Genomic DNA, 14793 nt, shown 5'->3' with positions numbered 1-14793 from the left:
TGTGAAGACCCCCACGCCGTGCCTCTACTGATCAGTTACGTCTAGGGTCGGAAGCGGACCGAGATCCACGGAAGGAAGGGCTGAGCACCATGGCGCAGGAAGTGCGGGGCGTGATCGCACCGGGCAAGGACGAGGCCGTGCGCGTGGAGACGATCGTCGTGCCGGATCCGGGGCCGGGCGAGGCCGTCGTACAGGTGCAGGCCTGCGGGGTCTGCCACACCGACCTGCACTACAAGCAGGGCGGCATCAGCGACGACTTCCCCTTCCTCCTGGGCCATGAGGCCGCGGGCGTGGTGGAGTCGGTGGGGGAGGGGGTCACCGATGTCGAACCCGGTGACTTCGTGATCCTCAACTGGCGTGCGGTGTGCGGGAGTTGTCGGGCCTGTCTGCGCGGACGCCCGTGGTACTGCTTCAACACCCACAACGCCAAGCAGAAGATGACCCTCACCGACGGCACCGAGCTCTCCCCCGCCCTCGGTATCGGAGCCTTCGCCGAGAAGACCCTCGTCGCGGCCGGGCAGTGCACCAAGGTCGACCCGTCGGTGTCCGCGGCGGTTGCCGGGCTGCTCGGCTGTGGCGTGATGGCCGGTATCGGCGCCGCCATCAACACCGGCAATGTCGGCCGCGGCGACTCGGTCGCCGTCATCGGCTGCGGCGGCGTCGGCGACGCGGCCATCGCGGGCGCGAACCTGGCCGGGGCCGCGAAGATCATCGCCGTCGACATCGACGACCGGAAGCTGGAGAAGGCCCGCTCGATGGGCGCCACGCACACGGTCAACTCCAAGGAGACCGATCCGGTCGAGGCGATCCGCGAGCTGACCGGCGGCCATGGCGCCGACGTCGTCATCGAGGCCGTCGGCCGCCCGGAGACGTACAAGCAGGCCTTCTACGCCCGCGACCTCGCCGGAACCGTCGTACTCGTCGGCGTACCCACCCCAGAGATGAAGCTCGAACTGCCGCTCCTGGACGTCTTCGGCCGCGGCGGCGCGCTCAAGTCCTCCTGGTACGGCGACTGTCTGCCCTCTCGCGACTTCCCGATGCTGATCGACCTGCATCAGCAGGGGCGGCTGGACCTCGGCGCGTTCGTCACCGAGACCATCGAACTCACCGACGTGGAGAAGGCCTTCGAGCGGATGCACCACGGCGACGTCCTGCGCTCGGTGGTGATGCTCTGATGGCCGCCCGCGCCGCCCGCGTCGAACGCCTCGTCACCTCCGGCCAGTTCACCCTCGACGGCGGCACCTGGGACGTCGACAACAACGTGTGGCTGGTCGGCGACGACCACGAGGTGATCGTCATCGACGCCGCCCACGACGCCGACGCCATCGCCGAGGCCGTCGGCGACCGCCGCCTGACGGCGATCGTGTGCACCCACGCCCACAACGACCACATCGACGCCGCCCCCGCCCTGGCCGACCGCACCGGCGCCACGATCTGGCTGCACCCCGACGACCTGCCGCTGTGGAAGATGACCCACCCGGACCGCGACCCCGACGCCCATCTCCTGGACGGCCAGGTCATCGAGGCCGCGGGCGCCGACCTCACGGTGCTGCACACGCCGGGGCACGCGCCCGGCGCGGTCTGTCTGCACGATCCCGGCCTCGGTGTCGTCTTCACCGGCGACACCCTGTTCCAGGGCGGCCCCGGCGCCACCGGCCGCTCGTACTCCCACTTCCCGACGATCATCGACTCGATCCGCGACCGGCTGCTCACCCTCCCGCCCGAGACCAAGGTCCTCACCGGCCACGGCGACCCGACCACCATCGGCGCGGAGGCCCCGCACCTCCAGGAGTGGCTCGACCGGGGCCACTGAGCCCGGGAATCGGACAGACCGGAAAACCCATGGTGAGGGGCGGGACCCGACCGTACGATCACGCCCCATGACCACCAACACACTCGTGACCCTGCATGACGTACGCGTCCTGCGCTGCGCTCCCGACGGCCCGCTCCTGGACGGCGAGAGCGCGGCGCTCGATCTGCTCGGCGACGCCTTCGGGCAGGAGGCCGAGCTGGTCGCGGTGCCCGTCGAGCGGGTCGCGGACGAGTTCTTCCGGCTGCGGTCGGGCGTCGCGGGCGCGGTCATGCGGAAGTTCGCGAACTACCGGCTGCGCCTCGTCCTGGTCGGCGACATCTCCCAGCACATCGCCGAGAGCACGGCCCTGCGCGACTTCGTCCACGAGACCAACAACGGCGGCCACATCTGGTTCCTGCCGACCTACGACGACCTCGACGCGCGACTGCGTCCGGCCGGGTGACCCCGGAAGACGACCGGTAAAAGACGACACAAGATGTCCGGCTTACCCGGCACCCTCGAAGACGACATCGCTCGCAGAGGGTCGGGAGGCCGGACATGTCACAGCCGTTGAAGGACAAGGTCGCACTGGTCGCGGGGGCCACACGGGGAGCCGGACGCGGCATCGCCGTGGAGCTCGGGGCGGCCGGCGCCACCGTCTATGTGACGGGACGCAGCACCCGCGCCCGGCGCTCCGAGTACGACCGCCCCGAGACCCTGGAGGACACCGCCGACCTCGTCACCGAGGCGGGCGGCCACGGCATCGCCGTACCCACCGATCACCTCGACCCGGCGCAGGTCCGCACCCTCGTGGACCGCATCGCCGACGAACAGGGCCGCCTTGACGTCCTCGTCAACGACATCTGGGGCGGCGAGAAGCTCTTCGACTGGGACGCCACGGTCTGGGACCACGACCTCGACAACGGGCTCAGGCTGCTCCGGCTCGCCGTCGAGACCCACGCGATCACCAGCCACCACGCCCTTCCGCTGCTCCTGCGGCACCCCGGCGGCCTGGTCGTCGAGATGACCGACGGCACCGCCGAGTACAACCGCGACAACTACCGGGTCAACTTCTTCTACGACCTCGCCAAGTCGTCCGTCCTGCGCATGGCCTTTTCCCTCGGCCATGAACTCGGCCCGCGCGGCGCCACCGCCGTCGCACTGACCCCGGGCTGGCTGCGCTCGGAGATGATGCTGGACGGGTTCGAGGTGCGCGAGGACAACTGGCGCGACGCCCTCGAACGCGTCCCGCACTTCGCGATCTCCGAGACCCCGCGCTACGTCGGCCGCGCCGTCGCCGCCCTCGCCGCCGACCCCGACGTGGCCCGCTGGAACGGCGAGTCCCTGTCCAGCGGACAACTCGCCCCGGTCTACGGCTTCACCGACCTCGACGGCAGCCGCCCCGACGCCTGGCGCTACCTGGTGGAGGTGCAGGACGCGGGGAAGCCGGCGGACACCACCGGCTACCGCTGAGAAGGCAGGGGGCCGGTCTCCAGGGCCGGCCACCGCGCCGAGTGGCCCGGCGGGAGGCCCAGGTCCTCCCGCACGGCCGCGTAGTAGCCCTCACGTCCGGCGCGCTGGCGCTCCAGCAGTGCCTGCCAGGCCTCGGGGTCCTCCCTGCCCGCGCGCACGAAGCGCTCCATTTCGAGCGCCGTCACGACCCAGGCGCGTGCCTTGTCCACCACCGCGGGGCTGCCCAGCATGATCAGCGCCTCGCCCGACGGATCCCGGCGGGCGGTCGCGTCGGCCAGCAGCGGTTTGGCCTCCTCCAGCGACAGCCGATCCGGGTGCGGGTCGTTGCCGAGCGCGGCGGCGACCCGGTAGGTCACGGTGACCGTCCGTTTCACCGACTGCGCGTAGTCGGCGTACACCGCGAGCTTCCTGTCCTCCCAACGCGCCGCCTGCTCCCGCACGAACCTCATCCGGTCGCCCCGTACGACCACCACGTACGAACCGAGCGCGCCGATCACGACGCCGATGAGCGCGGGGAGTTGCTGAATGAACACGGACATGTACGTACGCTATCTGCCCGGGTGATCTTTACGGGACTACGGTTCGGCCCATGACGGACACCACGCGATTCGCAGCCCACGCAGTCCTGATCACCGGCGCGGCCCGCGGCATCGGAGCCGCCACCGCACGCCGGTTCGCCGAGGAAGGGGCGCGCGTCCTGCTCACCGACCGGGACGGACCCGAGGTCGAGAAGACGGCGGCGGACCTGAGCGGACGTGGGCTCACGGTGGCGGCGCTGGCGTGCGACGTCGGCGACCGCGCGTCGGTCGAGGCGGCCGTCGCCCACGCCGTCGAGTCGTTCGGCTCGCTCGACGTACTGATCAACAGCGCGGCCTCCTGCACACCCGACACCGCGCTCTTCGAGGACGGCCCCGACGACGCCTGGGACCTCGACCTCGACATCACCCTCACCGGCACCTACCGCTGCTGCCGCGCCGCCCTCCCGCACCTGGCCGCCTCGGGCCGCGGCGCCATCGTGAACATCGGCTCCGTCAACGCCCTCCAGGACTTCGGCAACCACGCCTACAGCGCCGCCAAGGCCGGCCTGGCCTCCCTGACCCGTACCATCGCCGGACATGCCGCGGCCCGCGGTGTCCGGGTCAACCTGGTGACGCCGGGCACGGTGCGCACATCGGCGTGGGAGGGGCGGGACGCCGAGCTCGACGCGATCCGCGGGCTGTACCCCCTGGGCCGGGTCGGCGAACCCGAGGACATCGCCGCGGCCGTCGCCTTCCTGGCGTCCCGCGACGCCGCCTGGATCACCGGCACCACCCTCACCGTCGACGGCGGCCTGACCGCGGTGAACACCGGATTCCTGGCAGCGATCAAGCGGGAGTACGACGCCTGAGACGTCCGGCGCACCGGCCGGATCACACCCTCCCGCCCGGCGAATTTTCACCGTTCGGTCACAGCCCGATCCGCAGCACAACCGATCCCTCCGCACACGGGTCTACCTGGCAGAAAGTCCACAGAACACGCTAGGGAAGGGCCCGGCCATGGGGGACATACGCAGACGGCGCGCCGTCGCACTCGGCATCACCGGCGGACTGGTCGCACCGCTCACGCTCACGCTCGCCGCCGCACCGGCGCAGGCGGCGCCTAGCTGTACGACCCAGGCCGGGCCGTATCAGAAGAAGGTGGAGAAGTTCCTCGGCCGCCCGGTCGACGGCAGGCAGTCCAGCGCCGACTGCAGGGCCATCCAGGCCTTCCAGACCAAGCACGGCATCACCCCGAACGCCGGCTACGCGGGTCCCGTCACCTGGGGCGTGATGGACCTGATGACCAAGCAGAAGGCCGTCGGCAGGAACCCCAACAGGGACGGCAAGTGCCCCGTCAACAAGGGCCGCATCGCCTGTGTGAACCTCACGCTCCAGCTCAGCTGGATCCAGGACGGCAGCCGCCTGGTGTACGGCCCGGTCCCGGTCCGCACCGGCCGCAACGGCTACGAGACCCGCACCGGCCTGAAGAAGATCTACTGGCGCAACATCGACCACGTGTCGACCATCTACAACGTGCCGATGCCGTACTCCCAGTTCTTCGACGGCGGCCAGGCCTTCCACTCCGTCGGCGTCAGCATGTGGAACCCGCCGGGCTCGCACGGCTGCGTCAACATGACGAAGACCGACGCCAAGAAGTACTGGTCGCTGCTGAAGAACGGCGACGACGTGTACGTGTACGGCCGCAAGCCGGGCACCTGAGTCAGGACAGGTACCCGGCTCGCGGGTCTGAGTCGGGATGCGTCACGCCCCCGGCGCGTCCCCGAAGTCCGGGATCTCCAGCCTGGCCCCGCCCTGCCGCGCGGACTCGTGCGCGATGATCCCCGGCAGGGTGTAGCGGGCCGCCACCCAGGCGTTCACGGACGGAAGGCTGCGGCTGTTGACCGCGGTCACGAAGTCGTCGACGAGGAAGTGATGGCTGCCCTCGTGCCCGTTGTGCAGGTTGTCGAACGACCTAGGCAGCCGCGCGCGGTCGTGCACGGGCGCCGAACCCGAGGTGAAGGCGGCCCGCAGATCCGGCGCGATGTGCTGGAGCGAGGGGTCGTCCGGCGAAAGGGTGGGCTTGGGCTCCAGCAGCTCGCTGATGTCCTTGACGCCCTTCTTGTCCTGCCAGAAGGCCACCGTGGCGAGCTGCTCCATGCTGGCCTCGGTACCGAAGAAACGGAACCGCGACTCCCGTATGTGGGACGGATATCCGACCCGCCGGAACTCGTTCGTCCGGAACGACCCGCCGCCCGCGACCTCGAACAGCGCGGTCGCGTTCGACACGTCATTGCCGAACTGGCTGACGTCCTTGTCGAACACCCCGTCGCCCCGGTCGTCCACGACCCCGATCGCCGACACGCTCACGGCGTGCGTCTGCCAGGCGCCCAGCACACCGCCCACCGCGTGCGTCGGGTACAGCAGCGGGGGATAGGACGCGGTCGCCTTCCAGTTCTCGCCCCCGCTGTACTGGTACGCCTCATAGAACCCCAGATCCATGTCGTGGACGTAGTCGCCCTCGGCGTAGAAGAGCCGCCCGAAGGCGCCCTCGGCGATCTGGTTGCGGGCATGCACGGTCGCCGGGTTGTACTGGCTGGTCTCGCCCATCATGTACGTCAGTCCGGTCGCCCGGACCTTGTCGATGATCGCGGCGATCTCCTCCGTGGTGATCGCCATGGGGACCGCGGAGTAGACGTGCTTGCCGGCGTCGAGGCCCTGGAGCACCAGCGGGCCGTGGGTCCAGCGCTGCGTGAAGATGGCGACCGCGTCGACGGCCTTCGACTCCAGCATCGCCTCGTACGAGGGGAAGGTACCGGCCAGTCCCTGTGCGTCCGCGAGCTGCTCGGCCCGCTCGGGCAGCAGATCGGTGACGTACACGTCGCTGACACCGGGGTGGGCCTGGAACAGCGTGGCGAACTGGCCGGAGAACTGGCCGGCGCCGACGATGCCGAGGGAGAACGTCATGTAAGGCATGCCCTTCACTGGGAGAGGATCAGGTTGATCTGGTCGTTGGTCTGGTCGAGGCTGCTCACGGACTTGCCGTTGCCGTAGATGTCCTCCATCGCCGGCATCATCAGCGCCGTCACGTCGGCCGCGTAGTTGGTGATCGGGTAGGAGAAGGTCCGGGAGTCCTTCTTGTCGGCCACGGGTTCGGTGAACGCAGTGACGTCGATGTTCTTCTTCTTGTAGGCGGCGATGGCCGCCTCGGTGCCCGCGGGAGTGGCGGGGAAGACGACGCCCGCCTTGCCCACGACGGTCTGGCACTCGTCCGAGGCCAGGTAGGCGACCCACTTGCGGGCGCCCGCCTTGTTCTTGGAGGCCTTGGAGATGGAGTCGGCGAGGCCGTTCATCATGGTGGCGCGCTTGCCGGTCGGCCCGACGGGGGTCAGCGCGCTCTTGATGTCGAGGCCCTTGAAGCCGGCGTAGCTGGAGATCATCCAGGCCCCGTCGAGGGCGGCCGCGGCCTTGCCGGCGGCGACCTGGGTGTTGGCCTGGTTCGACTGGATGTTGTAGTCGGAGAAGGGGGCCATGTACCCCTTCTTCGCCAGGCCGAAGTACCAGTCGATCACCGACTGGAAGGTCTTGCTGTCGTACTGGTACTCGGTCCCCCAGCGTGCCTTCTCCGTGTAGTTCCATCCGGCGGACGCGGCGAAGGAGCTCCACTGCGTCTGACCGTCGCCGAAGCCGCCGCCGTTGGTGGCCAGCCCGTACACCTTGACGTTGTTCTTGTCGAAGCCCGGCTCGTCACCCCGTCGGCCCTTGGCGTCGACGGTGAGATGGGCGATCGCCTTCTCGAAGGTGCCGCCGTCCTTCGGGTTCCAGGCCAGGGAGTTGAGTTGCTCTGCGCTGAGACCGGCGTCGTTGGCCATCTTGTCGTTGTAGAAGAGCGCGACGGTGTCCCAGTCCTTGGGAGTGCCGTAGCGGCGGCCGTCCTGGCCGATCCAGTTGGCGGCCAGGCCCGGCTGGTAGTCGGAGTCCTTGATGTCCAGGTCGTCCAGCGGCTCCAGCACCTTCAGATCGGCGAACTGGCCGAACTTCTGGATGTGGTCGGTGAACACGTCCGGCTGGGTGCCCGCGATGAACCCTGCGGTGAGCTTGGTCCAGTAGTCGCTCCACCCCAACTGGGTGATCTTCACCTTCAGTCCGGGGTTCGCCTTCTCGAACCCCTTCGCACAGGCTTGGTAGGCGGGCAGTTGGTTGGTGTCCCACAGCCAGTAGGTCACCGTGTTCGACGACGCCCCGGTCGAATCGCCCTGCGCACAGCCGGAAGCCAGGGACAGCGTGAGCGCTCCGGCCAGCGCGGTCAGCGTACGAAGTCGCATCTTGAAGTCCCTCACTTGATCCCGGTGAAGCCGATGGTGCTGACGATGCGGCGGGCGAAGCAGGCGAACAGCACCAGCATCGGGAGCGCGGCAATGAGGGTCGCGGCGGTGAGCCCCGACCAGTCGACGCCCGTGGCCGGAGTCTGCGCCCGGAAGATCGCCAGTGCCACGGTGAGCACGCGCGAGCTGTCGCTGTAGGAGACCATCAGCGGCCAGAAGTAGTCGTTCCAGGACGTGATGTACGTCAGCACCGACAGCGTGATGACCGGCGTGGACGCCATCGGCAGGATCACCCGGAAGAAGATCCGCACCTTCCCGGCGCCGTCGAGTAGCGCCGCCTCCTCGACTTCCAGGGGGATGTTCATGAAGAACTGCCGCAGGAAGAACACCGCGAATGGCGTCATGAACAGGCTCGGCAGCGCGATGCCCAACAGGCTGTCCACCAGGTGCAGTTCCTTGATGAGCACGAAGTTCGGCAGCAGCGTGAAGATGGTCGGCACCATCAGCCCGGCCAGGAACAGCGCGAACACCTTGTCCCGGCCGCGCCAGCGCAGCCTCGCGAAGGCGTACGCGGCCATCGCCGAGAAGAAGATCTGACACCCGGTGATCAGGGTCGAGACGAGCACCGAGTTGAGCAGATAGCGCCAGAAGTCGAGCCCGCCGCCCGCGCCTCCCTGGGCGACGGCCTCCTCGGCGGACTGCAGGCCCAGGGCCCGCTCGAAGCCGCTGGTGCTCAGGTCGACCGGGAGGGGATCGGCGGGACTGGTGTTGAGGCCCGCGTTGGTGGACAGCGCGGTGCGCAGGATCCAGTAGAACGGCAGCAAGGTGATCAGGATGATCAGGCCCATCACCGTCCAGGCGAGGGCCCGGCCGGGGGAGAACCTGCGGCGCTGCGGTCGTACGGTCGTGGTGGGTGCGGTTACGGCAGCCATGTCGAAGTCCCCTTCCCTCAGCCGAGATCCGTCTGGCCGGCCCGGGTGAGCCGGTACTGCAGGACGGTGATCGCGCTCAGCACGACCAGCAGCGCGACGGACATCGCGGAGGCGTAGCCGAACTGGAAGCGGCCGAAGGCGGAGCCGTAGATGTAGTACTGCAGGACGTTGGTCGCGTTCGCCGGACCGCCCGCGGTCGTCACCGCGACCGTGTCGAACACTTGGAACGAACCGATCACCGTCATGATCAGCACGACCGCCAGGACCGGGCGGAGCAGCGGCATCGTGATCCGCCAGAACATCCGCCACTCACTGGCGCCGTCCACCTTGGCCGCCTCGTACATGTCGCCCGGTATCGCCTGGAGACCGGCGAACAGCAGCAGCGCGGTGTAGCCGACGTGCCGCCACACATTGATCAGGGCGATGGTGGGGATGGCCCAGGTCTCGTCGTTGAGGAACGCGATGCGATCGACGCCGAGCGCGCTGATGATCTCGTTGCCGATGCCCAATTGCGTGTCCAGGATCCACAGCCAGACCAGGCCCGCGACCACGTTCGACATCAGATACGGCGTGAGCACGATCCCCCGCAGCCACGCCGACTGCGTCAACCGCTGCAACAGCACCGCGATGGCCAGCGCCGACACCGTCTGCACGCCGATGTTGATGACCACGTACTCGACCGTGACCCACAGCGAGTCCCAGAAGATCGGGTCGTTGACCATCCGGACGTAGTTGTCCAGGCCCACCCACTCCGGCGGCGTGAGCAGGTTGAAGCGGGTGAAGCTGAGGTAGATGCCCCGCAGTGTGGGCCAGAGCAGGAAGACGGCGAAGCCCAGTAGCGCCGGGGCGATGAACAGCGCGGCGAGTCGCCCGTCCCCCTGGTTCTCACGGGTCGCCGCCCGCCGTATTCGCTGCTTCGTGCCCGCCCCCGACGCGTCGCCCAGTGGCAGACGCGACGGAGGACTGTTGGAGGCGATGGTCATCGGGAGACTCCCTCGGCTGCGGCTCATCCTCGGCCACTTACTTTTGTGGCGGAAGAATCCAGCCGTCAAGAGGGCGGCGAACATCTTCTTCAAGACGCACCTACTGCCCTAGACTGGCCTGGTTGTTTTTGTGAAGGAAGAAAATCATGTGGGAGCCTGACGACCATGACCTCAGTAGCCGCCAGCTGGCTTCCCCTCAGCCCCGGTGAACGCTCGGTGGCGATCGAGGTGCTGCTCGCCGGCCCTCTGTCGCGCACCGAACTCGCCCGCCGGCTCGACCTGTCCGCGGGCAGCCTCACCCGGCTGACCAAACCGCTGATCGAGTCCGGCCTCCTGGTCGAGGTCCCCGAGGCCGGTGGCGTGATGGAGGTGCGTCAGGGGCGCCCCTCCCAGCCGCTGGACGTCGTGGCCGAATCGCGGTCCTTCATCGGCTACAAGATCACCGAGGACATGGTCTACGGCGTCGTGACCACCCTCCGCAGTGAGATCGTCGCCCGCTACGACCGGCCCCTCACCGCCCACGGTCCGGCTGAAGTGGTTGCCCTGTTGGGTGAGATGACCGACGAACTCACCGCCGCGCACCCCCGTATCGCCGGGATCGGCATCGGTGTCGGCGGACTCGTCGAGGACCGTGCCGTGGTCGGGGAGTCGCCGTTCCTGCAGTGGCGGGACGTGCCGCTCGCCGAGCTGGTGGAGGTGCGCACGGGGCTGCCGGTGGTCGTGGAGAACGACGTCGCCGCGCTGGTCGAGGCCGAGACCTGGTTCGGCGCGGGCCGCGGGCTCGACCGGTTCGTCGTGCTGACCATCGGCGCCGGTATCGGCTACGGGCTGGTCCTGGGCGGCAAGCGGGTGCCGTACGCCGAGGAGGACCGTGGCTTCGGGCGGCACTGGATCGTCGATCCCAACGGTCCGCTCACCCCGGACGGGGCGCGCGGCAGCGCTGTGTCCCTGCTCACCATTCCCAATATTCGTTACCAGGTGCAGGCCGCCACCGGCCTCGACCGGACCTACGAGGAGATCCTGGCGCTCGCCGCCGCGGGGGAGGCCATGCCCGCCCGCGTCATCGAGGAGGCGGCCCGTGCGCTGGGGATCCTGGTCGCCCAGATCGGCAACTTCGTGCTGCCGCAGAAGATCCTTCTGGCCGGTGAAGGGGTGGGGCTGATGGATGTCGCCGGTGCGAGTGTGGCGGACGCCATTCGCGCCCACCGGCATCCGCTCGCCGCTCCGATCGACCTGGAGACGAAGGTGTCCGACTTTCACGACTGGGCCCGTGGCGCCGCCGTTCTGGCCATCCAGGTGCTGGTGTTGGGCGCGGCGGACGCCTGAACTCGACGGCCCTCGTTGACAGATGGACGTGATCAGCAACACGTCCGATATGCCCGCCTTAGGTGTGCTTACTCACAGCGCCTTCACTTCCGGAGCCGTATGCTTCACAGCATGTCCACCACTGTTGAAATCGCCTCCGATCGATCGGCTGACGAGGTCAACGAGGAGATTCGGGCGCTGTGGCGCCGGTCGGGCGGGACACTGAGCGTCGAGCAGCGCGAGGAATACCAGCGCCTCGTCATGGAGTGGGCCAAGGCGGCCCCGCAGACGGTGAAGGCGGCCTGAGCGCCCTCGACTCGACGGAAGCCCGAGCCCCTATCTCCTCGGCCCGTCGGCCCCGTCACCCCCAGGTCGCCGAGTAGTACTGCCGATACGCCTTGCGGTCCTGCTCGGCGCGGATGAACCGGGTCGCCACCAGCGCGACCAGGCTGCCCGCGACGACCAGCAGACCGGGGCCCACGTTCTTCGGGTCCGCCAGCCGCGACAGCAGCGTCGCCGCGTCCTCACCCGTCACCGGGGCCGACGAACCGGGCGAGGCGTCACCGGGAGAGATGGCGCTCTGCGTCGCCGACGGTGCCGGTGCGGCGCCCTGACCGTTGCCGTTCGGCGCCGCCACGATCAGCTTCATGTTCAGCGCGGCCAGCGCCTTGGTCACCGGCTGGAAGAACGTCGTGCCGCCCGCGTTGCAGTCACCGCTGCCGCCCGACGTCACCCCCAGCGCGACCCCCTCGGAGAACATCGGGCCACCGCTGTCCCCGGGTTCGGCGCACACGTTCGTCTCGATGAGCCCGGTGACCGTGCCCTCCGGGTAGTTGACCGTCGCGTTGAGCGCCGTCACCTCGCCGTCGCGCAGCCCGCTGGTGCTGCCGCTGCGGAACACCCGCTGCCCGACCGCCGGATCGGCGGCACCCGTGATCCGCACACCCTTGCCGTCACCGATGGACACCACCTCGGACCCGGCGCCCGCTTCCCCGCTCGCGTACTGCACCAGCGAGAAGTCACCGCCGGGGAAGTTCTGCTGGACGGTCTGCCCGATCTGCTGGTTGCCTCGGTTGTCGGCGAACCACACCGAACCGTCCGGCCCGCAGTGCCCGGCCGTCAGGATGAAGTCACGCTGCCCGTCGGTGACATTGAAACCGGCCGAACATCGACCGGCCGTCGACAGCAGCGGCAACGCGCCGTTGAGCCGGGTCGTGAACGTGCCCTCGGTGCGCTCCATCCGGACGAAGCCGCCCATGCCGTCCGCGAGCCCCGTCATCCGGGACCAGTCGTCGGCCGACACGGTGCTGTCGCCCTTCACGACCACCTCGTTGGACCGGTAGTCCATCACCCACGCCGTACCGGCCACCCGCGGCGCGGAACGCAGCGTCGACGTCGCCGACTTCAGCTCGTCCATGCTGTGGTCGACCATCTTCGCCTCGGCACCCGCCTTGCGGACCTCGGCGGCCGCCTCCTCGTCGGTGACCGCGACGACCGGCTTCCCGGCGGCACTGATCCAGGTCCCCGCCGTACGGGACGTACCCAGACGGGACACCAGGTCGTTGCCGGTGCCGGCGACCGAGGCGGCGTAGGTGCGTGGGATCGCGGAGGTGCCGTCGGTCTCGCTCGCCACGGCGCGTGTGACCATCGTTCCGCCGAGGAGGAGTCCGCCGACGGCCGCCAGCCGTGTCACTCGCCGGACGAGACGTCGTCGTGCGTGCCTCATGCAGGGCTCCCGAACCAAGTACAGCGCGGCGTCAACGCCACGGGGCCCTCCCGGAGTTGAGCACCCTCTCTCCATACGCAGCCCGGCCCGCCCGCGTTCACCGCACGGGTGATCTTTCCGGCCGACGACCTATCGTGAGCCCATGACGAGGATCCCGCACGAGAAGTCCGGTGAACCGAACCCCCTGCGTGCCCTCACCCTTGACCGGCTGCGCCGCCGTACCAGCATGAAATGGCGCACCTACCCCGACGACGTCCTGCCGCTGTGGGTCGCCGAGATGGACGTGCCGCAGGCCGAACCCGTGGTGCGCGCCCTCACCGACGCCCTCGCGCTCGGCGACACCGGCTATCCCGCGGGCACCGGCTACGCCGAGGCGCTCGCCGCCTTCGCCGAGAAGCGGTGGGGCTGGGACGGGCTGGCCGTGGAGCGGACGGCGATCGTGCCCGATGTGATGCTCGGGGTGGTCGAGATGCTCAAGCTGGTCACCGGGCCCGGCGATCCGGTCGTGGTGAACTCACCCGTCTATCCGCCGTTCTACCAGTTCGTCGAGCACATGGACCGGCAGGTCGTCGAGGCCCCGCTGGGCGACGGCCTGCGCATCGACCTCGACACGCTGGAGGAGTCCTTCCGGCGGGCGACCCGGGGCGGTCGCCGCGCCGCCTTCCTGCTGTGCAGCCCCCACAACCCGACCGGCACCGTGCACACCGCCGCCGAACTGACCGCCGTCGCCGCCCTCGCCGACCGGCACGGAGTACGGGTCGTCGTGGACGAGATCCACGCGCCGATCACCGCGGTCGGGATCGACTTCGTGCCCTATCTGAGCGTCACCGGCGGCGAGAACGGGCTGTCGCTGATGTCGGCGTCGAAGGCCTGGAACCTGGCCGGCCTCAAGGCGGCCCTGGCCATCGCCGGTCCCGACTCCGCCGCCGACCTGGCCCGGATGCCCGAAGAGGTCAGCCATGGGCCGAGCCACCTCGGCATCATCGCCCACAGCGCCGCCCTGCGCGACGGCACCGACTGGCTCGACGCGCTGCTGGCGGGCCTCGACGACAACCGGCGGCTGCTCGCCGACCTCCTGGCCGAGCACCTCCCGGCGATCACCCACCGCCCTGCCGAGGCCACCTACCTCGCCTGGCTCGACTGCCGCGCCCTCGGCCTCGGTGACGACCCGGCGGAGGTCTTCCTGCGCCGCGGCCGGGTCGCCCTCAACTCCGGGATCCCCTTCGGCACCGGCGGCGCCGGGCACGTGAGGATCAACCTGGCGACCTCGCCCGAACTGCTCACGGAAGGGGTACGGCGGATGGCGGCGGCCCTCGACTGAGAGGGCCTCGCCCGTGCCGCCTACACTTCGGGCCATGGACGACACGACGCTGGAGCGGCTCGGCGCGGGCCAGTACCTGCTCGTCACCAGCTACCGCAAGAACGGCACCGGCGTCCCCACCCCGGTATGGGTGGTCCGGGACGGGGACGCGCTCGGCGTGTGGACGGTCGCCGACTCCTGGAAGGTCAAGCGCATCCGGGCCCGCGGCGACGTCCTCGTCGGCCCCTGCGACCTGCGCGGCAGGCCCACGGGTGAGCAGGTCCCGGCGACCGCCGAGATCTGCGACGAGGCGACCAGCGCCCGCTACCGCCGGCTCGTCGCCGGCAAGTACGGGATCACCGGCCGCCTCACGCTGCTCGGCAGCCGACTGCGCCGCGGGGTGAACGGCACAGTCGGCCTGCGGATCACACTGACGTCCTGA

The 14793-nt window shown here is 69.5% G+C and carries 16 protein-coding genes; 10 read left to right on the top strand and 6 right to left on the bottom strand.

Annotation, left to right across the window (positions count from 1 at the left end; genetic code table 11):
- Nucleotides 1-89 precede the first annotated feature (89 nt).
- The 4 genes from IE325_RS13780 (at nt 90) to IE325_RS13765 (ending at nt 3265) form a co-directional block, all read left to right on the top strand.
- The gene (locus IE325_RS13780) at nt 90-1175 is read left to right on the top strand and encodes an S-(hydroxymethyl)mycothiol dehydrogenase (RefSeq protein WP_190070123.1); all 1086 of its coding nucleotides are present in this window, start codon (nt 90-92) and stop codon (nt 1173-1175) included.
- Nucleotides 1175-1813: an MBL fold metallo-hydrolase gene (locus tag IE325_RS13775; protein ID WP_190070122.1), complete on the top strand. Its 639-nt coding sequence runs from the start codon at nt 1175-1177 to the stop codon at nt 1811-1813. Before IE325_RS13780 ends, IE325_RS13775 begins: the two co-directional genes overlap by 1 nt.
- Nucleotides 1814-1880: 67 nt before the next feature.
- Nucleotides 1881-2255, top strand: a complete 375-nt coding sequence (locus IE325_RS13770) for a DUF4180 domain-containing protein (protein ID WP_190070121.1) — start codon at nt 1881-1883, stop codon at nt 2253-2255.
- 95 nt (nt 2256-2350) lie between these two features.
- The gene (locus IE325_RS13765) at nt 2351-3265 is read left to right on the top strand and encodes an SDR family oxidoreductase (protein ID WP_190070120.1); all 915 of its coding nucleotides are present in this window, start codon (nt 2351-2353) and stop codon (nt 3263-3265) included.
- Here IE325_RS13765 and IE325_RS13760 read toward each other — a convergent pair.
- Complete coding sequence (locus tag IE325_RS13760; RefSeq protein WP_190070119.1) at nt 3256-3804, bottom strand: hypothetical protein; 549 nt, start codon at nt 3802-3804, stop codon at nt 3256-3258. The genes IE325_RS13765 and IE325_RS13760 overlap by 10 nt on opposite strands.
- Before the next feature lie 50 nt (nt 3805-3854).
- Between IE325_RS13760 and IE325_RS13755 the strand changes: the two genes are divergently transcribed.
- Nucleotides 3855-4652 carry an SDR family NAD(P)-dependent oxidoreductase gene (locus tag IE325_RS13755; protein WP_190070118.1) on the top strand — a complete coding sequence of 266 codons (798 nt, stop codon included), beginning with the start codon at nt 3855-3857 and terminating at the stop codon, nt 4650-4652.
- Between the two features lie 148 nt (nt 4653-4800).
- The gene (locus IE325_RS13750) at nt 4801-5502 is read left to right on the top strand and encodes a L,D-transpeptidase family protein (protein WP_190070117.1); all 702 of its coding nucleotides are present in this window, start codon (nt 4801-4803) and stop codon (nt 5500-5502) included.
- Between the two features lie 42 nt (nt 5503-5544).
- Here the strand turns inward: IE325_RS13750 and IE325_RS13745 are convergent, their stop codons facing one another.
- The 4 genes from IE325_RS13745 to IE325_RS13730 are packed head-to-tail and all read right to left on the bottom strand — an operon-like array spanning nt 5545 to nt 10020.
- Nucleotides 5545-6747: a Gfo/Idh/MocA family protein gene (locus IE325_RS13745; RefSeq protein WP_190070349.1), complete on the bottom strand. Its 1203-nt coding sequence runs from the start codon at nt 6745-6747 to the stop codon at nt 5545-5547.
- 14 nt (nt 6748-6761) lie between these two features.
- Complete coding sequence (locus tag IE325_RS13740; protein ID WP_190070116.1) at nt 6762-8105, bottom strand: ABC transporter substrate-binding protein; 1344 nt, start codon at nt 8103-8105, stop codon at nt 6762-6764.
- A gap of 11 nt (nt 8106-8116) precedes the next feature.
- Nucleotides 8117-9037, bottom strand: coding sequence for a carbohydrate ABC transporter permease (locus IE325_RS13735; protein WP_190070115.1), 921 nt, complete (start codon nt 9035-9037; stop codon nt 8117-8119).
- Nucleotides 9038-9054: 17 nt separating this feature from the next.
- Nucleotides 9055-10020 (bottom strand): carbohydrate ABC transporter permease, encoded by a 966-nt coding sequence (locus IE325_RS13730; RefSeq protein ID WP_190070114.1) that lies wholly within the window; start codon nt 10018-10020, stop codon nt 9055-9057.
- A 165-nt stretch (nt 10021-10185) separates the two neighbouring features.
- Here IE325_RS13730 and IE325_RS13725 point away from each other — a divergent pair, with 165 nt between their 5' ends.
- The gene (locus tag IE325_RS13725) at nt 10186-11346 is read left to right on the top strand and encodes an ROK family transcriptional regulator (protein ID WP_190070113.1); all 1161 of its coding nucleotides are present in this window, start codon (nt 10186-10188) and stop codon (nt 11344-11346) included.
- 99 nt (nt 11347-11445) lie between these two features.
- Nucleotides 11446-11631, top strand: a complete 186-nt coding sequence (locus IE325_RS13720; protein WP_190070112.1) for a hypothetical protein — start codon at nt 11446-11448, stop codon at nt 11629-11631.
- A 55-nt stretch (nt 11632-11686) separates the two neighbouring features.
- On the opposite strand, the gene IE325_RS13715 is transcribed toward IE325_RS13720, so the two are convergent.
- Nucleotides 11687-13051 carry a S1 family peptidase gene (locus tag IE325_RS13715; protein WP_190070111.1) on the bottom strand — a complete coding sequence of 455 codons (1365 nt, stop codon included), beginning with the start codon at nt 13049-13051 and terminating at the stop codon, nt 11687-11689.
- A 142-nt stretch (nt 13052-13193) separates the two neighbouring features.
- On the opposite strand from IE325_RS13715, the gene IE325_RS13710 reads away from it, so the two are divergent.
- Together IE325_RS13710 and IE325_RS13705 are read left to right on the top strand one after the other, a co-directional pair.
- Nucleotides 13194-14372: a MalY/PatB family protein gene (locus IE325_RS13710; protein WP_190070110.1), complete on the top strand. Its 1179-nt coding sequence runs from the start codon at nt 13194-13196 to the stop codon at nt 14370-14372.
- Between the two features lie 34 nt (nt 14373-14406).
- The gene (locus tag IE325_RS13705; RefSeq protein WP_190070109.1) at nt 14407-14793 is read left to right on the top strand and encodes a PPOX class F420-dependent oxidoreductase; all 387 of its coding nucleotides are present in this window, start codon (nt 14407-14409) and stop codon (nt 14791-14793) included.

It is taken from the genome of Streptomyces lanatus (genome assembly GCF_014655715.1).
GTDB classification, from domain to species: domain Bacteria; phylum Actinomycetota; class Actinomycetes; order Streptomycetales; family Streptomycetaceae; genus Streptomyces; species Streptomyces lanatus.
This window is presented reverse-complemented; position numbering and strand designations above follow the sequence as displayed.